The 24933-nt window shown below is 48.0% G+C and carries 23 protein-coding genes; 13 read left to right on the forward strand and 10 right to left on the reverse strand.

The genetic code is table 11. The features are described 5' to 3' along the window. The 12 genes from SFW65_06410 (at position 1) to SFW65_06465 (ending at position 14959) form a co-directional block, all read left to right on the forward strand. Positions 1-1419 (forward strand): Do family serine endopeptidase, encoded by a 1419-nt coding sequence (locus SFW65_06410; GenBank protein ID MDX1922742.1) that lies wholly within the window; start codon positions 1-3, stop codon positions 1417-1419. Then, positions 1416-2726, forward strand: coding sequence for a replication-associated recombination protein A (locus SFW65_06415; protein ID MDX1922743.1), 1311 nt, complete (start codon positions 1416-1418; stop codon positions 2724-2726). Before SFW65_06410 ends, SFW65_06415 begins: the two co-directional genes overlap by 4 nt. Positions 2727-2740: 14 nt before the next feature. Then, on the forward strand, positions 2741-4309 hold the full coding sequence (locus SFW65_06420; protein MDX1922744.1) for an L-aspartate oxidase: 1569 nt from the start codon (positions 2741-2743) through the stop codon (positions 4307-4309). Next, a complete protein-coding gene (gene nadC / locus SFW65_06425) occupies positions 4302-5141 on the forward strand; it encodes a carboxylating nicotinate-nucleotide diphosphorylase (protein MDX1922745.1) in 840 nt (279 codons plus the stop codon). The genes SFW65_06420 and nadC overlap by 8 nt, the downstream gene beginning before the upstream one ends. Positions 5142-5311: 170 nt before the next feature. Next, the gene (locus tag SFW65_06430) at positions 5312-7090 is read left to right on the forward strand and encodes a hypothetical protein (GenBank protein ID MDX1922746.1); all 1779 of its coding nucleotides are present in this window, start codon (positions 5312-5314) and stop codon (positions 7088-7090) included. Next, positions 7090-8676: a hypothetical protein gene (locus SFW65_06435; GenBank protein MDX1922747.1), complete on the forward strand. Its 1587-nt coding sequence runs from the start codon at positions 7090-7092 to the stop codon at positions 8674-8676. The genes SFW65_06430 and SFW65_06435 overlap by 1 nt, the downstream gene beginning before the upstream one ends. A gap of 11 nt (positions 8677-8687) precedes the next feature. Further along, positions 8688-10457: an ATPase, T2SS/T4P/T4SS family gene (locus tag SFW65_06440; protein MDX1922748.1), complete on the forward strand. Its 1770-nt coding sequence runs from the start codon at positions 8688-8690 to the stop codon at positions 10455-10457. Then, positions 10454-11686 (forward strand): type II secretion system F family protein, encoded by a 1233-nt coding sequence (locus SFW65_06445; GenBank protein ID MDX1922749.1) that lies wholly within the window; start codon positions 10454-10456, stop codon positions 11684-11686. The genes SFW65_06440 and SFW65_06445 overlap by 4 nt, the downstream gene beginning before the upstream one ends. Further along, positions 11686-12660: a hypothetical protein gene (locus tag SFW65_06450; protein ID MDX1922750.1), complete on the forward strand. Its 975-nt coding sequence runs from the start codon at positions 11686-11688 to the stop codon at positions 12658-12660. Before SFW65_06445 ends, SFW65_06450 begins: the two co-directional genes overlap by 1 nt. Then, complete coding sequence (locus tag SFW65_06455; GenBank protein MDX1922751.1) at positions 12657-13358, forward strand: hypothetical protein; 702 nt, start codon at positions 12657-12659, stop codon at positions 13356-13358. The genes SFW65_06450 and SFW65_06455 overlap by 4 nt, the downstream gene beginning before the upstream one ends. A gap of 160 nt (positions 13359-13518) precedes the next feature. Further along, complete coding sequence (locus SFW65_06460) at positions 13519-14169, forward strand: hypothetical protein (GenBank protein ID MDX1922752.1); 651 nt, start codon at positions 13519-13521, stop codon at positions 14167-14169. A 223-nt stretch (positions 14170-14392) separates the two neighbouring features. Further along, complete coding sequence (locus tag SFW65_06465; protein MDX1922753.1) at positions 14393-14959, forward strand: DJ-1/PfpI family protein; 567 nt, start codon at positions 14393-14395, stop codon at positions 14957-14959. Here the strand turns inward: SFW65_06465 and SFW65_06470 are convergent. Genes SFW65_06470 through argH form a run of 5 tightly spaced genes read right to left on the reverse strand, consistent with a single transcriptional unit; the run spans position 14956 to position 19689 of the window. Then, on the reverse strand, positions 14956-15984 hold the full coding sequence (locus tag SFW65_06470; protein MDX1922754.1) for a COX15/CtaA family protein: 1029 nt from the start codon (positions 15982-15984) through the stop codon (positions 14956-14958). The two genes, SFW65_06465 and SFW65_06470, sit on opposite strands and share 4 nt — an antisense overlap. A gap of 7 nt (positions 15985-15991) precedes the next feature. Further along, entirely contained in the window at positions 15992-16807 is an 816-nt protein-coding gene (locus SFW65_06475) for a DUF4175 family protein (protein ID MDX1922755.1), read from the reverse strand. Between the two features lie 19 nt (positions 16808-16826). Then, positions 16827-18083 (reverse strand): diaminopimelate decarboxylase, encoded by a 1257-nt coding sequence (gene lysA / locus SFW65_06480; GenBank protein ID MDX1922756.1) that lies wholly within the window; start codon positions 18081-18083, stop codon positions 16827-16829. Positions 18084-18094: 11 nt separating this feature from the next. Continuing rightward, entirely contained in the window at positions 18095-18262 is a 168-nt protein-coding gene (locus SFW65_06485) for a hypothetical protein (protein MDX1922757.1), read from the reverse strand. After that, on the reverse strand, positions 18262-19689 hold the full coding sequence (gene argH, locus SFW65_06490; protein MDX1922758.1) for an argininosuccinate lyase: 1428 nt from the start codon (positions 19687-19689) through the stop codon (positions 18262-18264). The genes SFW65_06485 and argH overlap by 1 nt, the downstream gene beginning before the upstream one ends. 34 nt (positions 19690-19723) lie before the next feature. Here argH and SFW65_06495 point away from each other — a divergent pair, with 34 nt between their 5' ends. Then, entirely contained in the window at positions 19724-20290 is a 567-nt protein-coding gene (locus SFW65_06495) for a TlpA disulfide reductase family protein (GenBank protein MDX1922759.1), read from the forward strand. 3 nt (positions 20291-20293) lie between these two features. Here the strand turns inward: SFW65_06495 and SFW65_06500 are convergent, their stop codons facing one another. The 5 genes from SFW65_06500 to SFW65_06520 form a co-directional block, all read right to left on the reverse strand. Further along, the gene (locus SFW65_06500) at positions 20294-21028 is read right to left on the reverse strand and encodes a flagellar hook capping FlgD N-terminal domain-containing protein (protein MDX1922760.1); all 735 of its coding nucleotides are present in this window, start codon (positions 21026-21028) and stop codon (positions 20294-20296) included. Positions 21029-21039: 11 nt separating this feature from the next. Continuing rightward, complete coding sequence (locus SFW65_06505) at positions 21040-22677, reverse strand: flagellar hook-length control protein FliK (GenBank protein ID MDX1922761.1); 1638 nt, start codon at positions 22675-22677, stop codon at positions 21040-21042. 166 nt (positions 22678-22843) lie between these two features. Next, positions 22844-23341: a hypothetical protein gene (locus SFW65_06510; GenBank protein MDX1922762.1), complete on the reverse strand. Its 498-nt coding sequence runs from the start codon at positions 23339-23341 to the stop codon at positions 22844-22846. Beyond that, positions 23338-23670, reverse strand: coding sequence for a rod-binding protein (locus SFW65_06515; GenBank protein ID MDX1922763.1), 333 nt, complete (start codon positions 23668-23670; stop codon positions 23338-23340). Before SFW65_06515 ends, SFW65_06510 begins: the two co-directional genes overlap by 4 nt. Further along, positions 23670-24827: a flagellar basal body P-ring protein FlgI gene (locus SFW65_06520; GenBank protein ID MDX1922764.1), complete on the reverse strand. Its 1158-nt coding sequence runs from the start codon at positions 24825-24827 to the stop codon at positions 23670-23672. Before SFW65_06520 ends, SFW65_06515 begins: the two co-directional genes overlap by 1 nt. Positions 24828-24933 lie beyond the last annotated feature (106 nt).

Genomic DNA, 24933 nt, shown 5'->3' on the forward strand with positions numbered 1-24933 from the left:
TTGACCCGGCTTTTTTCTAATTTGCTTTTCGTTGTTTCAATCATGATGGCTGCGCCGGTTTTGGCAGCAGATGATGCGCCGCGCATCCCTACAAGCAAGCAAGACATTGCCATTAGTTTTTCGCCTGTAATCAAACGTGTGGCGCCCGCAGTCGTAAATATCTATACGCGCACATTAGTACGCCAGCGCATGATGATATCGCCGTTTATGAACGATCCGCTGTTTCGCCAGTTTTTTGGTGACCAAATGCCACAAGGTTTGACCCAAAAGCGCGTACAAAATTCGTTGGGTTCAGGCGTGATGGTTGGCGAAAACGGAATTGTCGTAACCAATAACCATGTCATTGAAGGCGCTGACCAGATTACAGTTGTGCTTTCCGACCGCCGCGAATTTGAAGCATCGATTATTACCGATGACAAACGCAGCGATCTGGCAGTTTTAAAATTGAAAACCAAAGGCGAAACTTTTCCAACGCTAACTCTGGCTGATAGTGATGATGCGGAAGTAGGCGATGTGGTATTGGCAATAGGCAATCCGTTCGGGGTCGGGCAAACCGTAACCATGGGAATCATTTCTGCGGTTGCGCGCGCGGCAGAAGTAAGTAGTAGCGATTATAATTATTTCATTCAAACCGATGCGGCGATTAACCCAGGCAATTCGGGAGGCGCGCTGATAACGGCGGATGGTAAACTCGTGGGTATTCCTTCTGCCATTTATTCAAAAGATGGAGGCTCGCTAGGTATTGGCTTTGCTATTCCATCAAACCTTGTCCGTACGGTTATTGCATCCGCAAGTCAGGGCGGGACAGTGGTGCGCGGCTGGCTTGGTATTTCCGTACAGGCGCTTAATAGCGAGATTGCACAAAGCGTAGGACTTAACCATCCCACAGGCGTGATCGTGCGCAAAATTCACAAGCAAAGCCCGGCGCTGGATGCAGGGTTAAAAATTGGTGATGTTATTTTGGCAATTAACGGCAAGGAAATCACCGATGAGGAAGGTTTGCGTTACCGCACAGCAACAGCGGCGGTTGATACATCACTGACCTTCAGCATCATGCGCAAGCAGGAAAAACAGGATATCACAGTCAAAATTTCACCGCCGCCAAAAGAAACAATAAAAAGTGAAACGACGTTAACAGGCGATACACCATTGTCCGGCGCCAGGGTTGTTAATCCATCGCCTGCGTTAACGCAAGACCTTGGTCTCCCGGATGATATTGAAGGCGTGATTGTGCTTGGCACGAGCAAGGGCAGTGTGGCTGCGCGTTTGGGACTTCAGCGTGGTGATCTGATTATCGGCATCAATAATAATGAAATAAAGTCAGTGAGCGATATTCAGACTGCATTAAATGCCCCTGCGTCAGCATGGAAAATCAGCATTAACCGCGGTGGTAATGTCATAACAGTAGTGGTGAGATGAGCGCGCAAAAAGAAACATCCTTATTTGAAAGCGCAGCGCCACGGCCGCTTGCTGATAAATTGCGGCCAGTGCACTTATCGGAAGTCATTGGCCAAGACCATGTGCTAAAAGATAATGGCATCATTGCTCGCATGGTGGCGACAAAGCATTTATCGTCAATCATTCTGTGGGGACCGCCAGGCTGCGGCAAGACTACAATTGCACGACTTCTGGCAAAAGCGGTCGGACTGAAGTTCGAGCCTGTGTCTGCCGTGATGTCCGGTGTTGCGGAATTGCGCAAAGTATTTGAATTAGCTGAGAAAAACCATGCCATGGGAAATGGCACATTATTATTTGTCGATGAAATTCATCGCTTTAATCGCGCACAACAGGATGCATTCTTGCCATATGTTGAAAATGGTACGGTGGTATTGGTTGGTGCGACAACCGAAAATCCATCATTTGAACTCAATGGCGCGTTGCTATCGCGTGCGCAGGTGGTGGTGCTCAATCGCCTCGATGAAGCGGCCCAAGAAGAGTTATTGCAACGCGCAGAAAAAGATACCGGCAAAAAACTGAGACTGAGCGTAGAAGCGCGCAGCACATTAATTGGTATGGCGGATGGTGATGGACGTTATTTGTTGGCGCTTGCCGAAGATTTATTAACTTCGCTGCCACAGGATGTTCTGGATACTCCAAATCTTATTAAACGGTTGCAAAAACGTGCGCCGCTTTATGATAAAAAGCAGGATAGCCATTACAATTTAATCAGCGCGCTTCATAAATCATTGAGAGGTAGTGATGTGGATGCGGCGCTGTATTGGTTTTTCCGCATGCTGGAAGGCGGAGAGGATCCTAACTATATTGCGCGGCGCTTAACGCGATTTGCGGTGGAAGATGTGGGGCTTGCCAACCCAGCAGCCCTCACACAGGCGATTGCCGCATGGCAGGCCTATGAGCGTATGGGCTCGCCCGAAGGGGATTTGGCGCTTACGCAATTGGTTATTTATCTGGCGGTATCGCCCAAATCAAACGCTACCTACACAGCCATGCATGGAGCAAGGGCCGCGGCTGCGCAATACGGCTCGCTCATGCCGCCAAAGCATATCTTGAATGCGCCTACGAAAATGATGCGCGAACAAGGCTATGGCAAGGGATATGAATACGACCATGACGCGCCAGATGCTTTTTCAGGACAAAATTATTTCCCCGATGCTATTGTCAGGCAGCAATTTTACCAACCAACGGGTCGCGGGCATGAAAAGGATATTGCCACGCGGCTTGCCGAGCTTGATGCACTGCGACAGCAGCGCCAAAAGAAAGAATAACCAAAGGAATCATTTTGTCTAAGGCCCCTATCATCATCATCGGCGCAGGTATTGCGGGGCTATCAACAGCGCTGCGGCTGGCGCCGCATCCGGTTACGGTATTGACGGGCGCACCCTTGGGCGAAGGTAGCGCGAGCGCATGGGCTCAAGGTGGTATTGCTGCCGCATTATCCGAAGAAGATACACCAAGCTTGCATGTAGAAGATACGATTGCCGCTGGTGCAGGGTTGGTGGATGAACATCGCACGAAAATGCTTACCGAACATGCGAGCGAACAAATCGCATGGCTTGAGAAGCTGGGCGTTCCATTTGACAGGCAAGAAGATGGAAATTTATCATTAGGCCGCGAAGCTGCGCATAGTAAACACCGGATTGTGCATGCAGGCGGCGATGGTACTGGCGCTGCTGTAATGCGTGCATTAATTGAAACTGCAAAAACAACGCCATCTATCCATTTTCATGTCGGCTGGCGCGCGGTTGATATTGCAGTTGAAGATGGCGCGGTAGTGGGTATTCATTTAGCGCGTGCACATGAATATATGGTGTTGCCTGCATCAGCTGTTGTGCTGGCAACGGGCGGTGTTGGCCAGCTTTATTGTTATACAACCAACCCGCTTGCCGCATGTGGCGAAGGCTTGGCCATGGCAGCGCGCGCGGGCGCAGAACTTTCAGATTTGGAATTTGTACAATTTCACCCAACTGCGCTGGCGATCGGCCGCGACCCCATGCCTTTGCTTACCGAAGCATTGCGCGGTGCAGGCGCAATTTTGATTAATGAAAATAACGAACGCTTTATGACATCCGTTGATAAACAAGCGGAACTAGCACCCCGTGATGTGGTGGCACGCGCCATTTGGCGGCAATTGCAATCGGGACACGTGCCGATGCTCGATGCGCGGCAATCTGTCGGCGAATTATTCCCGCAGCGCTTTCCATTAATTACTGCAGTGTGCGAAAGTGCGGGCTTAAATCCTGTTACAGATGCGCTGCCGGTTGCACCTGCCGCACATTACCATATGGGTGGCGTAAGTATTAATGATACAGGACACAGCACAATTAAAAATCTGTGGGTGTGCGGGGAAACCGCATGTAGCCGCATTCATGGTGCCAACCGCCTTGCCAGCAATTCATTATTAGAGGCTTTGGTGTACGGACAGGTGATTGCCAAAGATGTATTATCTGAACCGCTTGCGCAAAGTTCAACCAAAGTGGTTCAGCTGCATAAGGCACATGCCGTTGATGTGAACAAAGATGGAATTACACGTATGGCGCTTCGTAAGCTGATGTATGCGAATGTCGGCCTTGTGCGCAATGAAGCAAAACTGCTTGAAGCATTAAAAGCGATTGTAGATTTTCAGCGTCGTGGTGAGCTTAGCCGGACAACCCGTTCCATGATTTTGATTGCAGGAATGGTAACGGTGAGCGCATTGCAGCGCAAAGAAAGCCGCGGTGCACATGCGCGCGAAGATTTCCCTAATTTACTTGAAAAAGCTGAACATAGTACGATTACATTGGCATTGTTCGAGCGCGCGGTACGTGAATTGGTGCATCAGGACTGGCCGAAAGAAGTAAGACATGATTGAATTAACGCAGTCCATCATTGATGCGGCGGTCAAATCCGCTCTTGCCGAAGATTTGGGGGATGCAGGTGACATTACGTGTGCAGCACTAATTCCGGAAGGATTGCAAAGCACTGCTGATATTGTTGCGCGCGTTGACGGTGTGTTATGTGGCATGCAGTGTGCGCAAACGACATTGCGGTTAGTGGATGATAGTTTGCGCATCACTATTTTTAAAAATGATGGCGATCATTTGAAGGCAGGTGATGTTATTGCAAAACTGGAAGGCAATACGCGCTCTATTTTAACTGCTGAACGAACCGCGCTAAACTTTCTAACCCATTTATCAGGTATAGCAACGCTTACAGCCAAATTTGTAAAAGAAACAGCCGGGACAAAAGCAAAAATATTATGTACACGTAAAACCCATCCCGGGCTTCGCGCACTTGAAAAATATGCAGTGCGCACAGGCGGCGCTGTTAATCATCGCTTTGGCTTGTATGATGCTGTGCTCATAAAAGATAATCATCTTGCCGCAGTGGGTTCGATAAGTATGGCCGTGCAAAAGGCGCGGGCAGCCGTGGGCAAGACCGTAAAGGTCGAAATCGAGGTCGATACGCTTGAACAGCTTGGTGAAGCCTTAATAACCGACGCAGATGTCATCATGCTTGATAATTTTTCCCTTGAATCGCTGCGCAAGGCCGTGAGTATGGCCGCGGGTAAGATTCCGCTGGAAGCATCAGGGGGGGTAAGTCTCCAGACTATTCGTTCTATTTCCGAAACGGGCGTTGATTTTATTTCGGTTGGCGCCATTACGCATTCTGCGCCGGCGCTTGATATCGCGCTCGACTTTTAAAACCGGCTTTTTTGCAAACCAGAATCCAAAAGACACGCCCCAGATTATCTGCCAAGCGATTTGGCGAAGGCGGCGCGACGTTAATTTTTTGTCAATCTTAACCCTTCTTAATCGATACAAGCCGCAAAATCGGTCGAATCACACGTCTTACGGTCGGCATCGTTATTGATATGAAATGGTTTTGTAAAAGAAGTTTTGAACAGAATTTTGCTTTGCTTTTGCGCGTCTCGCGCACCTGCACGGCGTTTATTCTCTCGTTGCTTTTGACAAGCTGTTCATTAGTTGGCGGAGATTTTTCACCGCCTGAGCGATTAACGGAACGTGAACCCCGCGTTCAGCAAATTCCCGAGCAAGCAGAAACTGTTCGCGGCGATAAAGATCCGCCAGTTGTGAAATTGCAATTAGGTCGCACCCTGCGTCCTGCCAACTTACGTCCAAGCGAGGATCTACCCGCGCATATTAAAATTGGTGCTACTAATTTAAATAATGTTCCGGTGACTACCGCGCTGCAAGCTGTTCTTGCCGATACTGACATTACACTGCTTTGGGAAAGTGAAGAATTACAAACCCGCAAAGTCACATTAATGAACCTGAAAGGTTCGTTACCGGTCGTTGTAAGCCGAATGTGTCGCGCAGCAAAAATTCTTTGCGCCTATCGCAATGGCGCACTGGAACTCGCTGAAGAAGATACGTTTGTTGTTGAATTGCCTGGTGTTGCCGTGTCCGGATCGGGCAGTGCAGCGAATACGATTGCTGATTCAATTGAAGCATTGATTGATGGCAAAGTAAAAGCTGATACGAATGGCGGAAATCTGATTTATACAACGAACGCTATCGGTCATGAACGCGTTCAAGGTTACCTTGATCAATTGCGCAACGGCCGACCACTCATCGTGATGCAATTATACATCTGGCAGGTTACGCTGGATGATACAAAAAAATTGGGCATCAGCTGGAAAGATTTGCATCTGCCGGATTTTGGCGGAAAAGGCATGGGGCTTAACATCCTTGGAGAGTCCAATACATCAACGGTTGGAACAAGCAAAGGTGTAAGCCTTGGCGCCGTGCTTTCAGGCGCGGTTGACGTCAATGTGCTTGCAGGGTTCCTTGCAACGCAGGGTAAGGTTCAAAATATCAGCTCGCCGCAATTGACGTTTGTGTCCGGTACATCCGCGAAGTTTGAAGTGGGTGATAGCGAGCGTTATGTGTCGCAAGTTGGCACGCTCGTTAACAGCACGGTCGCGGGCACCGGAACGACATCCGGAGCAAGCAATAACACCGTAAACACTGAAGAATTGAAGACTGGTCTTCAAATTACCGTTACCGGAAATTATGAAGGTGGTGTGGTATTCTCTAAACTTGAAATTAAAACATCCGACTTCATCAGGTTTACCAATATCCCAACCGGTACCACGCAATTGCAATTACCAAAAACAGCTAACCGTGCTGTGCAAACCGTGCTGCGTGTTCGACCCGGTGATAATCTTGTATTGGCAGGATTGCAAACTTCCCGTGAGGACCGCAACCGCGAAGGATTGCCTGGCCCCGATTTTATGAGCGGTATTATACCAACTTACGGCACTGGCACGGTCAGCAATTCGGAGCTTGTTGTGATGGTTAAACCATCGGTTGTATTCTTTAGTGACAAGGAAGCGCCCGATCTACGAAATGTAGATAGCTTACGCTCTGTTGGCGAAGTGGCAGATAAACCAAAAGAACAACCTGCTGTACCAGAAAAAGTTTCTGAAGCTACAGACAAAAAAGTTGCTGAAGATCAGCCTGTTAAGCCAAATGATTTACAAAATGAATTTGGGCAGGTTGTAAAGATGTTTGAAGAAACCCATATTCCACCCGTTAAAACGCCGGAAACTGCATTAACGCCGCAGCCTATATCCAAGGACGACCCGCAAAGCATTCTGCCGCCTGGCCAGGAAAGCGGGGGTACGTGATGAATAGAGGTATTCACTTGGTATGCATGGTTGTAATGGTGCTGGCGGTTGCATCTGCGCCCGCACATGCGCAGTCACGTAACGCATCTTTTGTGAACCCAAATACCGTTTCCCAAAAATCAGCAGACGGCAAGAATGCATCGATATCTAACACCGTTGTTGCGGACCCTGCATCAATTGATGCAGGTGAAACATTGGTAAATGTAGCGCGGCGAATAACGGTGTTTTTTTTCAACGGTTTTCGAAATCCCGTACAGATTAATGAACTGACCTTGAATGCTGATGGTAATGTGCGTAGCAAAGTTATCACCGATGATTGCAAGGGACTTAAAACACTACCGGTTCAGGATAAATGTTCAGTTGCGTTGGAAATTACGCCTAGCAGCCCAGGGCCTTGGTCAGTTGAATTATTATTAAATCATTCCGGTACAGGCCGTATTGCGCGCGCGGAAGTAAATGGCACAACGCTTGGTAAAGCTGATGAAAAATCCGAAGGATTGGCAATCAGTAAAAAAATCGCGGCGCCACTCGATTTTGGTACGGTAATGGTGAATGAAGAAAAAGCCGCCCGCACCATGCTAATTGAAAATGACAGCACGGTTCCGTTGCTTATCTCTTCGATAGATTTGATTGCCTCAGAAGATGAAGGGCTGAGTGTCCGAAAAATGGGCTGCAAAGAAGGTGATGAATTAAAACCGGGCGAATCCTGCCCGATTACGGTGATGTGGGAGCCAACTTTCCGTGGGAATGTAGCGACCGATTTGATTGTGCGTCATAGCGGCAATCTGGGCTTTGTTGTAGTGCCCATTCGCGGTGCAGGTTCAGATGGACGCAGCGGAAAAGAAGAGGATGTTGCAGATACAAAATCCGGTTCGGATAAGCCAAAACGTAGTAGCTCTTCATCATTGATGCCAAGCGGTTCGGGTAAGCTGCAATTGCGTTCACAACCTTCACTTGAACCATTGCCACTGCCGAAATCAGCCGCAAAAATGGATGGTTCGGATGACGGCGTTGTACCGATGAAATCAAGTGCGGTACTCCCAACTAAACCGCCAAGCGTTGAAGAAATGGTTGAAGCCGAGCAAGCGCCCGCTGCATCGGCACCGCAACTTATGTTGATTGGTACTGTCGGCGGGCGCGCTATTTTAGGCGATGCACAAGAACAATCCTATATGGTGGGGCTTGGTGAAAAAGTTTCGATTGACGGCGTCGATGTAGAATTATTACAGCTGGATCCAACCCGTGTCGTGGTGATGGCGGCTGGCAAACGTATGAATCTAACGCTTCGTAACAAGCAAACTATTCAGCCCAGAAGCGCTGAAAAATCGGATGATGGAAAAAGCACATCGGATTCAGGACAGGCCAAGCGTAAACGCTCCTCTTTTGAGAGTGGTAGCTCAAAGTCAGAAAAGCTGGTGGATAATTCTGCGACTAGTTCATCTTCGTCATCTTCAGGCGGTAGTGGTCTGAATTCAACAGGCAGTATTGGTGGAACAAGCAGTAATAGTTCGGGCTTGGGCACCTCGACAAAACAGTTGAATAACGCCATGACCGCACAAGATGTTCTCAATATGATAAAGCCATAGGTTAGTCGTGCATGGAAGAGGTTATAACAACTCCGGCGGATGAGACAAAAGAAACAAAGTCATCCCTTCAAGCGCCAGAAGCACGCTTTAAATTATCACAGCGACATGTCGATTTAGCGCTTGCCGAGCAAAGTGTGCACCGTGCACGCGGCCGTCACATGTCGGTTGAAGAAATTCTTAAGCGCAATGGTTTCCGGATTGAAGAAGAAGAAACCAAGGGCAAAAGTAAAATCGGTGTCCGTCAGGATTTGAATATGCAATCCCTGCGGCTCTATGTTCCAACATCCATTCAAACTGCGATGGGTATTTGCCTTCTTGACCTAAAAGAAGGTGTGCTGCGTGTCGCGACAGGTGACCGATTTGAAGAAAGCGAATTGGAGCGCATCATTCTTGCGCTTAAACGCGGTAAGTGCGATGTCAATGATGTCGAAATCGAGCCATGGGATAGAGGGGAACTGGCGCGCCTGATGCGCGACCAAACCGAAGTTGCCAGTGAACGCTTGGTGCGTATTTTTGCCACCCTTTCACGCGACCCAGATAACGCAACCATGGTCGAACAGGCCGTTTATGATATTCTGGCGGAAGCCTGCCAAAGTCGTACATCGGATATTCACTTAACCCTGCAAGAAGATGATGTGCGCTGCTGGATTAGATATCGTGTTGACGGTGATATTACCTACAAACACTTGCTTCCGAACCGTGTGATGGCGCCGATTGTCACCCGTATTAAAACGGAGTCCAAGATGGACGCCGCTGATCGTCAGCACCCACAAGACGGCCGTCTGTCATTTGAATGGCAAGGTCGCATGATTGACGTTCGTGTTGCATCCTTACCTGTTGCGCCTTCGGGTGAAAAAATCACCATGCGGTTGCTCGATCGAGATAACCTTCGTTCATTCGATGAACTTTTTTCCAATGCCCCCGATGTTGCCAAACGTATTCGCCGCGTGGTGCATGGTAATGTAAAAGATGGCGGTTTGATTGTGGTCAGCGGACCTACGGGCTCTGGTAAATCAACAACTTTGTACGGAATTATTCAAGAAATCGACCGCACGGCCAAAGCAGTCTATTCGGTTGAATCGCCTGTGGAATACGATATGCCACTGGTGGACCAGACATCGGTTACCGATCATTCGGGTATGGGCCTTGCGGATGCGGTACGCGCGCTGATGCGCCATGACCCTGACGTTATCATCATCGGTGAAATGCGCGATGGTGATACGGTAGAAGCCGCATTGCGTGCAACAGAATCTGGTCACTTGGTGATTACTACGGTGCATGCTGTCAACGCCTTGCACGTGCTTGACCGTATTGATGGGTTTTTATCATCCACTTATCGTACATCTGGCCTTTATATTCTTGGTCATGCGCTAATCGGTTCATTATCACAGCGCCTTGTGAAAACGGTTTGCCCGGCCTGTCACAAGCAAATGAATGCAATGGAAGTATTTGGCGATGAAAATCGCCTTCAGGATATGGGATTAACGGGTGACGACAGAGTAGCCATTGCTGATCGCAAGGGCTGTGATTTATGCAACCGCAGCGGTTTTCTAGGTCGAACGCTTGCGCTTGAAGCGTTATTCCCGCCTGAAGATCAGGCTAGTAAGCGCAGTATCACGGAAATGATTTTATCGAATGTTACCAATTCGGTAGTCGATGTGCCGGGCACAATATTCATTCCACGTGAAGCCACTATCCGTGATCTGATTAAACGCCGTGTGATTGACGCGCATATGGGCGCTGCGCTGCTTGTTGAAGAAATGGCAGGGAAAGCGCGATGAAGCTTTGGAATGTTCGCTATGCAGTGACTTTGCCCGGCGGCCACGTCAGTGTACGCGAAGAAGATTTCTATTTGCCATCCCAAGATGAAGTGCGCCGCGTATTGCGTTCCAAGGGATTATGGCCAATCAAAATCAAAGAGCGCAAGCAAGACATGTTCGAATGGATGGATGTGCGCTCTGCTGCTTGGCAAATTCAGTTACTACGCGCGTTGCGCTTTCAATCTGCAACAACATCAGCAGGTACCGCTTTATTGAATATTATTGAAGGCGAAACCGATCCGCGGCGGCGCCTAGCGTTTTTGCCAACACGCTCAGTATTAAAGGGTGGTGGTTCGTTTTCCGAAGCGCTTCGCCAGCTCAAATTGATGGATGCTGCGACAATGTCGATTATCATGGCAGGAGAGCGTGCGGGTGACTTGAAGAGTGTTATCGTGCATGCCATTCAGCACGTTGATGAAAAAGGCAAGCAGATGAAGCTGGTCATGGGTGCGCTCGGCTGGTTGTCGTTCGATATTTTTTCGATTATTTCGACCATTTGGGGTGCACAATTTACGTTCATTCCTTATTTGAAAACATCAGGTAATAAATCCAGCACGGATCCTGTTGCAGCAAAAAAATTCAATGATGCGATCGAAACCGTGAGCATCATCAATTACTCCTTGATGGTGATTACGCTTGGCGGTGCTGCGGCGATTGCTGGGATTGGTATGATATTTTGGAAAAACCGCCACAAGGCGGATCACTATGCGTCGCGCATGGTATCAAAACTGCCACTTATCAGCAGTTACATGCACGATGCGACCATGCATGATACGACTAAATTGATGAGCCGTTTGCTGAAAGGCAATGTTCCGCTGGACGAAGCATTAAAAATTCTGATTGATTCGTGCATTGAACCGATTACCCGCAATTATTGGCGCGAATGCTTATCACGCGTTATGGCGGGTATTGATACGGCAAAGGCACTGGCGCGCCCACCATTGACCAAGCAGGAAAGTGACCAATTACGTAGTATTCAATCTCTTGAACAATTATCAGAAGTGTTCGAGAGTATTTCGGAAGAACGCCATAGCATGGCAAAAACCGGCCAGAAGAAAATCATGATGTTTGGCGTTATTCTGACCATGGTGCTTTTTGGTGCGGTAGTTCTGACGATGATTTATCTTTTAAGTATCCAAAACCAAGGCTTCATGGATAGCATGAAGGATATCGGCAAGGGTGGCGGTTAATGAGTTTTGTAAGCGGAGCAGACAGGGATGCAAACGCATCCGTTTTGGAAGCTGGTGCGTTAAGTACGGCGGATGAAGCGCTACAAACATTCTACTTCCCGCCGGAAATGATTGGCGGCAGCTGTCCTGCGGTAAAAGGTGAAGAACAAGCTATTGCTTGGCAAGCAGCGGCAGAAGCTTGTGCCAGTGAACGTATCCATTTTGTGTGGCGCGTCTATGAAGACCGCGTGTGGTATCTGGCCATCCGTTCGGAAGATATGGCATCGCATTCAAAATCATGGTGCCCCTTTGCTTGTTTGCTGCCTGGTGCTCCAGATAGCTTGGAAATGCCGATTATCTATACCTATTATAGTGACGAAGCCGCGACCCTTATGGCGGTTGACCGTGAAAGCATGCAGATTATCCGTGGAACGTCATCAGTTATAAAAGCCAAGGCTGAACGCCTTTCCCGTGAAATGGGTAATGCAGAAATATTTGATTTAATTCCTGACCGGATTATCACCTTGAAGGCAGTTGAATGGGAATCGTTGTCATTGCTTGAAAACCGTGCGCGCCGCTTTATGGGATTTGCATCGGTGATTACAGCCATCATCGTGACTATATTTTCAGTATTTGTGTGGTTCATGGCATCGGTTACGCAACTTGCCTATCGATCGGATTTAAAGGAATTGCAAACGCGTACTGCCGCATCACTTTTGCAATTGCAACAAACAGCCATGGTTTTGCGTACGAGTGATATGCGCGAACAAGTCGCCAATTTTAACAAACTCAATGAAAGCCTTATCAATGCACAGGGTTGGTTAAAGCTCTATATGCTTAAAGACAATAATGTTAAATGGTGGGGCGTTGTTCCTGAAAATCTAACATCGAACCGTATTCAGGAATTGGGCGGCCAGACGATCGAACGCAATGATGAAGGCCTGGTAATTGCCAATGGCAAGGATTCCTATATGCGCAAAGGGCAAATCAAATGACAAAATTGCTTGATGGCATATCGGGGTTTTTCAAGAAAATAAACTCGCTGGAAATTGATTTATCGAAAGGCAGTTTCAAAAAGCTTTTATCTAAAAAACAAACTGATCCGTTTGCTGATGATGCTGTTCTCCCCACTGGCGTAACAAAACAATCTTTTGCTATGCCAAAGGGATTATCGCTCGATTTACGAATGGGTGATGTCGGCCGTTATTTTTCTGGCGCTGTATTTGAAAAAGCGATGGTGACGATTGATAAATCAACGCTTCTCATTATAGGCATCGCCTGGCTTGTTGCGATTGTAGCAATGGGTTTGGCATTCACGGCTGTAAAAGATACTGCTCAGCTTAAACTGAAAACAGAGGTTGCGCGTGCGCTAGACCCCGTATTGCCAAAGATTGTTCGATTGCCGTTGACCAAGGAACAATACGAACCGTTGCAGGCGCGATTAAAAAAACAATTTCCCACAGTGAATTTTGATATTACATCCAAACCCACTTTGCGGTTGATGAGCAATAACCCCGATGATTTCATGAATTGGTTAAATGCTGTTAGCTATGTGGATTCGATGGTATCCACAGTGCGTTGGACACTGAATGCTTTTTGCGTTGGCGTGGAGTGTCCGGGAGATGGCTTGATGCAGGCTGAGTTAACCGCTGAGGCCATCAATATTACACAGCCGGAAACAGCTCAGAATTAAATACTGATCAGTCAATACATAGATAATGGTGGATTAAGCATCCTGCCGATGCACGAATCATGCAGTTGCGAAGCTGTTATCAGCTAGAGTAACCTTTGTTTAATAAAGGTTTATTAAAATTCAAGCACTTCACATCGACCCATTTTAGGAGACATAGCCGATGCAACGTCACGCTCATTCACGCTTAAATCAGCAAGCTGGTATTGCGATTGGCCCAATTCTGTTCGTGGTCGCAATTCTTGCTATTTTGGCAACTGCAATTGCCGCAGGGTCCTCAACCTTTGCAACTAACGCATCGCAAGAAACCAATCGCACGAATGCTGGCGCCATAATTCAGATTGGTCAAAATCTGAAGCTTGGTGTGGATCGTATTGTGGCATTGGGTACACCGCTTGCAAACGTAGATATTAATGCGTCGAACACAACCACCAATACTGCGATTTTCTCCCCACTTGGTGGCGGTCTTGTTCCTCCTTCAACGGCGCTCGCTGCAAATCCTGCAACCGATACATGGATTTACACATGGGGTGCTGTAACCAGCCTGGGCAGTACTGCACTTGAACGTCTCGCTGTACTTAAAGTGAACCAAGGGGTGTGCGATCAAATCAACGTGATTGGTGCGAACACAACTACTCACGTAACTGGTACTGACGTTGGCGCCATATCGAATACTGTGAACTTCTCCGCATGGCCTGCGAACGTGGTGGGTCCCCCAGCGCAGGTGCTTGGCGGCAAAATGACAGGCTGCATAAACAACAGCAACGCAACTGTGCCTGGTTATTATTACTATCAAGTACTGGGTGTTCAATAATACTTGATAACAGCGACTTTCTAAGAGTCGCTTGAAACTAAAAACTGCATTGAATCAGGGGGCGCAATAGGCTATCTATTGCGTCCCCTTGTTATTTTAAGAGTGTGGGTTTTTAAAGCACGAGGGTTTTTTTTACAGCAGAAGTTCCACCCACAAATGCAGCGCAGTCTCAAGAACTAGCGGCGCATTTCAAAATCAAAAATATAAAAAGAAAGGTCGGGGCATGGAGAATATCCTGTCAGGTAAGAAGATTTGTATTTTGGTAGCAAGCGGTTTTGCCGAAGAACAATTTAGCAATATTCAAAAGTCATTAAACAAAACCGGCGCAAAATTTATCACTGTATCCCCCGAAAACGGTTTGGTTCATGGGTGGTTTGAAAACACATGGGGCCATTATTTTCCGGTTGATGTACAACTCGACCAAGCATTGGGTTCTGATTACGACGCGGTTTTGCTACCCGGTGGCGCACGTGCAATTGAAAAGCTTAAGAACAACCTTCATACCCGCCGTGTGCTGCGTCATTTCTTTGATGCACAAAAGCCGATTGTTGCGATTGCTGAAGCCATCGAATTATTGACACTTTGCGAACATCTGAATGGTCTGGAAGTAAGTGTTCCTGCCGGATTGGTGCAGACCATTAAAACCGCAGGGGCTATTATTTCTGATCAGCCAGCAATGATCGATAATCATCTGCTGACATTCGCAAAACTTTCGGATGATGGTGAATGGCTGGATGCAATTATCCAGCATGTCGCCGAAGACCGCACAGCTGTTCTAAAGGCTGCTTAAACTTTTTGTTTTACGACAAATAATGCTGCGATGAGGCTGGTCAGCGCTAATACTGCATTCGCTTGATGCAGGCTGGCGGGGATGATATGCGCACCGGTCAATATGGTTGCTATACCAAGACAATATTGCAGGATCATAAAACCACTTAACGCGATGCTTAGTCGTTTATCAATACTGTGCATCCGCCAAGCCAGTGTTACGGTCAACACAAAGGTAATGGTTGCCAGTACGCGGTGAATGAATTGCACGGCTGCGGGATTTGCCGTGATGTTTTTCAGCCAATCTTCAAACGCGATAAAATCTGTCGGCACTAAGCGCCCGTCCATCAATGGGAAGCTGTTATAGATTTTTCCGGCATCAAGCCCTGCGGTGAATGCTCCCCATACAATCGTGATCGATAAAAACAATAATGCGAATAACGTGTGGCGATGCAAACACCATGTGTAAGGTCTGTGAAGTCTGAATTGCTCCGGATGTAATCGCAGGATTTGCCAGAAGGTTAGGGCGTAGATTAACAGTGCAATCCCTAGATGCAGTGCAAGGCGAATAGGGCTGACACTTACTTGTCCGGGTTCCAGACCGCTTTGCACCATGAACCAGCCGATAAAGCCCTGAAAGCCACCCAGTAAAAAAATGCCCAACAGGGGCAGTTTAAAGCTTTTGGGTATCATTCCCTTTACCCAGAAGAACAATAAGGGTAATGCAAAGACAACGCCAATCATCCGGCCCCATAGCCGATGTATCCATTCCCAGAAATAAATACCCTTGAATTCTTCAAGGCTCATCCCGTCATGGATACCAGCATATTGTGGGGTAGCCTTATATAGTTCATATGCTTCATTCCATGCGGCAGCGTTCAAAGGCGGCAGGGTACCCTTAATCGGCTCCCATTTTGTGATGGAAAGGCCCGATTCCGTTAGACGCGTAATGGCGCCAATAACCGCCATGCATAAAATCAGGATGCAGCAAGTGGTTAGCCAGACGGTGAGCGCTTTACGCGCCGGAATTGAAGATTGGGAAATCATTTATTATTTAGCTTTTAGCAAGACCCGTGGGGTGTCTGTCTTCAAATAGCACTGCTGCGTGCCATAATAAATCAAGGGCGGTACGAAGACCATCATTGGTTTTATCTAGCGCAATACGCACCGCAGCGCTGCGCAAGGTAAGCAAGCTTAACTCATTATGCTCAAAGTTGTCGCGTTGCTGTAACAGCACTGCAAGGCCGCGCAGGGTTTCCAAACGCTTGTTCTGTGGGTCTTCACGCAAGTTTTTGCGGAGGGAATAAATAGCCTTGGCAACGGGATGATTGAAATTATGTTCAGGAAGCGTGATAGAAACGGTATCGCTTGTGCCTTCGCGTCGGTCACTGTCCTGCGCAATGATTTGTAGTACAACTGGCGTGCCTGCCAGTATTGAACCCGTTAAATCTAACTGGCCATCCCAATCAAGACTTTTACGGCCAATGATATAGGTTGGAACTTCCATGACCTCTTTATCAATATAAATCCCAGACATTTGCACAACAGGCGTGATGCTAATTTTAACGCTGCGCAGCGGCGCTGATGCGCCAATTTTAAAAGCCATAGCAACACGACCCTGCGCGGAATGTTGCGGTTGGGCAACCCATGAAACAACCGGTGGTGCAAGATTGGGGTTGGGGCGCACGGTTTCCTGCGCGGCAGTCTGCTCAGCAGGTAGAGTTTCGCTGCGGTTTAGGGATTGTAAAAATTCGGTGGTTTTATCTTTCCAGATGACGGTTGCGCCAACTGCAATAATTGCAACTACAGCTAAAACTAAGGGACCCCAAAACCGCTTTCCGTATTTTTTCTTAATCACTGGTGGTCGCATAGGTCATCCCGCAGAAGGTTTAATTAGCTGGAATAGTTTCCCATAATAATTGCTGTTCAATCGTTAACGGCTTACGGATTGTTTCGGCGCGGTTGCCATCAACCAACACTTCCCCAATCAGCGTCCGCGAATTGTACATGGAAGACATGGTCGCCCCATAAGCCCCTGCCATAGATATAGCGATTAAATCTCCTGCCTGACAGGGGGAAAGAGCGCGGTTTTCAGCCAGATAATCTCCTGTTTCGCAAATGGGGCCAACAATATCATATACTTGGTTCGCGGGTGCCGATGGCGATTCGATGACCTTGCAGATGGGGTGGTGGGCTTCATAAAGGGTAGGGCGCAACAGGTCATTCATGGCAGCGTCCACAATCAGGAAGTTTTTGCTGCTGGCTTCCTTCACATAAATGACCCTGCTTATGAGCAAGCCTGCTTCACCAACCAGAAAGCGTCCCGGCTCCAGTTCTACATCGCAATTCATTTTATCGGCGAAGTCGTGAACCAGTTTGCCAAATTCAGTCAGCGGAATGGTTTCGCCCTGATATGGAATGCCAAGCCCGCCGCCAAGGCTGATGCGTTGAATAGAATGACCTTGCGCGCGAAGCTTGGTTACCATTTCTTCCATGCGCGCAGCGGAGTTGATGAAAGGCTGAGTGGTTATAATTTGTGAACCTATATGTGCGCTTAGCCCCAACACATTAATATTCGAAAGCGCCGCGGCTTTTGCAAAGGCGGCTTCGACGTGATCCCAGCTGATGCCGAATTTGTTTTCATCTTTGCCGGTTGAAATCTTGGCATGGGTTTCTGCATCGACATCCGGATTGACGCGCAGGGCTACAGGCGCCTGCACTTTTAACGCAGCTGCGACGCGGTTAATTGCAATCAGTTCGGGTAATGATTCAGCATTGATTTGATAGATATAGTTTTTTAGCGCGAATTCCAACTCATCATCGGTTTTGCCAACACCGGAAAATACAATCCGGTTTCCGGGAATGCCAGCCGCCAAAGCCCGCTTCATCTCGCCAGCCGATACGATATCCATATTCGCACCGGCTTTGCCCAGCAGTGATAACACAGCAATATTGGAGTTTGCCTTTACGGCAAAAAAGATTTTCACGCGCGAATGATTAACCGCGCTGCATAATTCAGAATACCGTGCGCGGATGGTATTGGCGGAATACACATAAAAAGGAGTAGGTGTCGTTTTTGCCAGTTCCGCAATATCAACATCTTCCATCATTAGTCTTGTGTTTTTGTGAGCAATAAAATGTTTCATTGAGTGTTAAGTTATGGATTGGCGTGTCCAGCTGGATCTATTGAAATATCAGGGTATTTACGTGGAAAGGCGTTGGGGTCGCTGCCTTCGGGGGCATCAACCACGTCTGGGCGCTTGCCGCATGCGGCGCATAACAACAATACACAAAGCATCAATAAAATCTGGGCTGGCCTGCGCATTAAAGAAACCTTTTCTTGGCATCGTTAATCGCTGCGCGTACAGCAACAGGCGCAGTGCCACCAAAGCTGGTGCGGCTATTCATGGATGCTTCAACGCTTAAGACGTCAAAAATTTTGGCGGTAATGCGTGGTTCAATCGATTGCAGTTCAGGTAATTTCAATTCGTGGAGTTGCACGCTTTTACCTTCAGCCAGTTTGACAATTTGTCCGGTAATATGGTGCGCATCGCGGAATGGCAGTTGCAATTCACGCACCAGCCAATCGGCGCAATCGGTTGCAGTGCTGAAACCCAAGGCGGCTGCTTCCTTCATCGCCTTAGTGTTCGCTTTCATATCGTGCACCATCGCAGTCATTGCGCTTAACGCAAGGTCAAGCGTTTCAGCAACCATGAAGGTTTGCTCCTTGTCTTCCTGTAAATCTTTGGCGTAAGCAAGTGGCAAGGCTTTGAGCAGCGTCAACATTTGCGTAAGCACACCAAACACACGGCCAGTTTTGCCACGTACCAATTCCGCTGCATCGGGGTTACGTTTTTGTGGCATGATGGAGCTGCCGGTGGTGAGTTGATCACCCAACGTGATGAAGCCGATTTGCGGGTTCATCCAAAGAATGATTTCTTCGGCAAGGCGCGATAAATGCACCATGATGATGCTTGCCGCGCTTGCATAATCCATGGCAAAATCGCGGTCTGACACGCTGTCCAGCGAATTGGCGGTGGGCCTATCGAAACCTAACGCATTTGCGGTCATGGTGCGGTCAATTGGGTATGGTGTACCAGCCAAAGCCGCAGCACCCAGCGGGCATTCATTGGCGCGCTTTCGTGCCGATGTAACGCGATCGCGGTCGCGGCCCAGCATTTCAACATAGGCAAGTAGGTGATGTGCAAAACTTACCGGTTGCGCAATTTGAAAATGCGTAAGGCCTGGCATCACGCTATCTACATGCTTTTCAGCTTGGGCAATGAGCGCGCCTTGCAATGCTTTTAATTGAGATTCGAGGTAATCAAACGCATCGCGTATCCATAATTTAAAATCTGTAGCAACCTGGTCGTTACGTGAACGGCCAGTGTGCAAGCGGCGTCCTGCATCGCCAATCGCTTGCGTTAAATGATGTTCGATATTCATGTGCACATCTTCGAGTTCTTCTGTGAACTGGAAAGTGCCCGCCTTTATCTGCTCTTTGATGGCGTTAAGGCCATTGGTAATTTTTGTAACGTCATCACTGCCGATAATTTTCTTTGCGCCGAGCATGGTTGCATGCGCAATCGACCCTTCAATGTCATAAAGGGCAAGCTTTTTATCAAAACTGATGCTGGCATTAATGCTTGTCATAATTGCCGATGGTCCAGCCGCATAGCGGCCGCCCCACATACTGTTTCCGGATGTGTTCTTTTCGGTAGGATTGGGCACGTTTTTCTGCTTATCTGACATTCATAAATCTTGGTTTTAAGGGTCTTTATTGATTATGCAGAAAAAGAGCGCGTTCTTACAAGTCTTTCGCGTAGCAATCTTCGTTTTTTTGATTGGTGGGCTTCAAAATCAGCCTGTTTACGCAGGTTCTGCGGCAGATTTAATCCAAGGTGAAATGAAGGATTTTGTCCTTCACGCTGAGCCAAAGCCCCTTCCTGATGTCGATTTTCTGGATGTAACAAGTAGACCCATTAAGCTCAGTGATTTTCGTGGGCGTCTGGTTTTGCTTACGCTCTGGGCGACATGGTGTCCCTATTGTTCGATTGAAATGCCGATGCTGAGCGATATGCAGGAAGAATTTGGCCGCGATAAATTTATGGTGTTACCCATCAGCGTTGATAAGGAAGGTCCGCGCGTGGTGAAAAAATATCTTGAAGAAAAAAGCATTAACCTGCCGACATACTCCGACCCTAAAATGCGGCTGGGCATTTCGCTGCGTGCGTCTGGTGTTCCCTATGCAATACTAATTGATCAGCAAGGGCGTGAAATTGGCCGCATTCCAGGCGAGACGAACTGGAAAGCGCCCGAAGCAGCTGCGTTGATCAAAGCATTTATCAAATAGCGATTAGTTGGATGCAACTGTAGTCGGGGTGTCGTGGATGCCCAAAATCTTATCCAGCGTTACCTGTAACTTGCCAACATCCAGCACAACCGCGCCGGATGAATCTTTTTCAACCCCATCCACTTTACCATTGGTGCTGACTTTGGTGGTCACAGATGCGCCGCTGGAATTGGTTGCAGTGACCGACACTCCATATACGCCAGCTGGCAATTGATGGCCATCATCATCCTTGCCATCCCATGTAACTGTATGTTTGCCAAGCGTGCCGGAACCGGTTGATGTGCGGACCAGTGTGCCGCTCTCATTATATATTTTAATTGTCGCCGAAGTTGCTACATCGCTCAGGGTATAATTGAACGAACCACCTGAAGTTGCATCAGTAGATAGATAAGCGCCATCCATTTCGATGGTTTTGCCAAGATAGCCGAGCGATGAACCCACTCCCGCGCTATTTTGTGCGGCGAGTAGAGCATCTAGTTTTTCGTTGGATTTGATTTGCTGTTCAACTTGCGAATATTGAACCAGCTGCTGGGTGAATTGCGCGGAATCCATGGGATTAGTGGGATCCTGATTTTGTAACTGCGTGGTCAGCAGTTTCAAGAAGGTTGTGTAATCGCTGGTTAGCTTGTCTTTAGCAGCCTCAGTTGCGGATTTAGTTGTCGAGCTGGTTGCGCCTGCTTGGTATTTCGCTAGCGGGTTATCGGTGCTGGTATTCGTTAGGGAAGATGTGGTGGCCATTGTGCTTGCTCCTATACCCGTAAATCAACGCGGCCATTGGCGCCCGCGATATCAAATGTCAAAACTTTGGACTGAGCCGGTTCATCAGGCAGGGTTTTGTCCATCCATCTATTCCATGCATTGCCCGATTGGTTCTGTGCTTGCTGTTGCTGTGCCTGATTTTGGTTATGACGCAAATTGAAGCTCAAGGATGAATCATCGGTCTGCAAACCGGCCTGTTGCAATGCGCGTTCAAGCGCTTTGGAATCTTTTTGCAGCATATCGAACGCTTGCTGGTTGTCGGCAGAAACAGTTGCGCGTACCATGCCATCCTTACTGATATCCAGTTTGATATCGACGCGGCCCAATTCAGCAGGGTGTAATTGTAGCTCATACTGGGTAGTGCCAGATTTTGCCATACGGTGCAGGCTTACTGCAATTTGTTCGCTTGGCACCATCAAGCTTGCTTGCGCTTCTTTGGTGCCGCGCAGCGTTGCTGCAAAGGATGCTGCATCCGCAGCATGGCCCGGGCGCAGTCCTGCAAGGCCTGTGAGGGCGGTATTTGCGCCATCACCTTTTGGTGCAATGGGGGAGCCGCTGCCAGCAGATCCGTTAAGGGTGGGTGCGGAGGAGTCCGAAGCTTTCAAAGCAACGGAAATCGCGCGGTCGCCGGCAGCGGGGGGGGTGGAGTTAGCAGAGAATTTTCCCTGCAATAGGTCTAACTGGTCATCATGTTTCTGGGTTGCTTCTTTTTGCGTAGCGCGTTCTGTTTTCGCATCTGTTTGCGTATCTTTGCCCTGTTGGTCTTTAACCAGTTTACCATCAGCATCAAGGGCGGCAGCAAAATCGTCATTTGCAGCTGCGGTAGTATCGTCCTTGCCCGTTTTTTGAAGCGCTGCCTTGTCATGAACAGGTTTTTGAAAATCCAACCCCTGTAACTGGAACTTGCTTACTGCTTCCAAATGAACGGTTGGCAAATCTTCTTTGGCGATTAATTGCAGGTTAGCAATTACCACGCCTGCTGATTTTGATTGGTCTGCTGTATTAGCTGCTTGTTCCTGCGTGTTGGTAGATGCGTCTGCCAAAACATCAGTCGCAGCTTGTTCGCTGCCATCACTGTTTGCGGTGTTTTCTTCGCTGCTACATGTATGGGTTTCAGCTTCTGCTGACACGCCAACATCAAGGTCAACAAGGCCGGTATCGACAGATGCTTTTGCTTCCACTGTTGCTTTTACTTCTGTGCTTGCATCTGCTTTGTCTGTGCATGCGGTATGCTTGCAGCCATCTTTATCGTCGCTGGCCTCTTCGGTTTTATCAGTCTTATCTTTTTTAACATGCTTGGTCTTTTCATGTTTCGGTGCAGCGATTTTATTTACTTCGTTTTCGCTGGTTGCTTTATCTTCATCGCATGCTTTGGAAAGTGACTTATCATCATCTTTGCGTTCTGACTTATGTGAATGGTTGTGACCATGTGCGCGCTGTGGGCCTTCGTTCTTTGGCTCAGGGTTATTTTCTTTTACTGGCGCGGCAACTTTATCGATGCCATCGAAAATCTGTTTAAAGGCATCGGATGAACCAAAACTGTGACGGGCTTTAAACGCGGCTTCCGCTGCGTCCTGTTTAAGGCTGATTTGAAGCTGTGCTACTGCTGTGTCGTTCAAAGAAACCATAATCGTTCATCACCTTGTATTTGGGCCGGAAGGCCTGATCATCTCTGATGGACTTTGCACACTTTGTGCCAAATGCCTTTTTTCGGAAAAGTTTTTAAAAACAACAGGTTAGTATAAATTTAGGTATGAGGTTATCCGGCAAGGAATGCCAGTCGGCGGAATGCGCCTATATGCGTTGGTTGACTGAGACGGGGCGTGATCGTTGTGCCTCAGCCAACGCCAGAACACCGCGCACGGAATAGCCACTTTCCTTATGCAAATCCTTACGGATGTCATTGATGATGTATTTCAGAAAATGCTCATTGGCATGATGTGCAAAACGCAAGGCATCGGCATTTTTTTGTGTCACTTCTTCCAATTTTTTGCCGCTGGAGCGTAATTGCAGCGACTCCTCTTTGGGAAGGCTTTCAAGCAACACCTTGTTTTCGATAAACACTTTCATGGTTGATTGATAATCCATCGTCAATTCCTGTTTGCGGCGCAGATATAACTCCTGTTTGCTATAATCGCGCGCAAGAAGAATTGGTGTTTCTTCTTCCATGACGTTTGATAATTCATTGATGATATTAAATAGCTTCTTAGCCAATTCGCGTGCTGCTGCAATCGGCATAGTCGCTGCTGGTTGTGGCGGCGGATCGGGTTGTTGAATTGTATGCTGAATCATGTGTGCTTCTCCTGCATCTTGAGCATCTCGCGTTTTACCGCGTCTGCAATTCCTAGGCCTCCTGATTTCTGCAACAATTTGCCGTATTCATTGACGAGCATGCTGTGATAGGTGTCTTCTGCTGAACCGCCGCCCATATAGCTATCGCCGCTTACGCCTGCCCACATGGGCGCTAGCATTTGTGACAAAAACACCGCTTCAAAATCCGCAGCTGCTTTTCCTGCCTCTTCCGGCGTTGCTTTTTTATTGCTGACCAGATTGCCCGCTGCTTGCGCATCAGGAATGACTGGCGGGATGTAAGGTTTGTTACTGGTTAGCGCATCAAGCATTAGATAACCTGAATTTCTGCCTGCAATGCGCCAGCTGCTTTGATGGATTGAAGAATGGTAATCATATCGCGGGGTCCGATTCCAAGGGCGTTCAGGCTGTGCACCAATTCCTGCAAGGTAACACCGGGTGAAAACACCGCGAGTTTTTTACCTTCGCCTTCACTGACATCAATATCGGTTCTATCAACAGTTTGGGTTGTGCCGTTTGATAATGCGCCTGGCTGTGACACTTGCGGTGTTTCGGTAATCCGCACGGTTAAATTACCTTGAGCAATTGCAACGCGGCTAATGCGCACATTATCGCCCATGATGATAACGCCGGATTGTTCATCGATTACGACTTTGGCAACCTCATCTGGCGTTACTTCAAGCTGTTCAATCCGTGTAATAAGCGAGACTAGCTTGTTCTTGCTCTTGTCATGGATGGCGACAGTGACGTTAGAACGATCAGATGCAATTGCAATCTCGCTGCCGAATTCCTTGTTCACGACATCTGCGATACGCTTTGCGGTGGTGAAGTCAGGATTGCGTAAATTGAGGCGCAAATTCGGCATATCCGCCAGTTGGAAATTAATTTCACGTTCAATAATCGCGCCGCTGGCAATACGGCCAGTAGTTGGAACCCCTTTGGTAACCGATGCGGCATTGCCTGCGGCGGTAAATCCGCCAATAACAAGTGAGCCTTGGCCAACGGCATACACTTCACCATCAGCGCCCATCAGCGGTGTTACCAATAATGTACCGCCGGATAAGCTTTTTGCATCGCCAAGTGTTGAAACAGTCACGTCAATACGCGTGCCTTGCGCGGAAAAAGGCGGCAAGGTTGCCGTAACCATCACGGCTGCGACGTTTTTGGTTTTAAGTGAATCACCGCGCGTATTGATGCCAAGGCGTTCCAACATACCAACCAAGCTTTTGGCAGTGAATGGTGAATTGCTGAGGCTGTCGCCCGTTCCGTTCAAACCAACAACCAATCCATAGCCCACCAGCATGTTGTCACGAACGCCATCAATATCCACAATATCTTTGATACGAACTGCGCTTGCCTGCGCCGTGCCTGAGCAAAGTAATATTGCCAGCATCAACGCTGACATGAGCGCTTTGGCTATAGTTCTTTGTTTTTTCATGCCGCACTGAACGATCGGTTGAACCATCATGAGCTCCTTCTCCAACCCTTCACTATGCGAAACGCATGCCAAATCACATCGTTTCTAACGCATTGAAATATAATAGAAAAATATCAATACATGGTCGTTACGAAAA

The sequence above is a fragment of the Alphaproteobacteria bacterium genome (genome assembly GCA_033762625.1).
Classification (GTDB): Bacteria; Pseudomonadota; Alphaproteobacteria; order UBA9219; family RGZA01; genus RGZA01.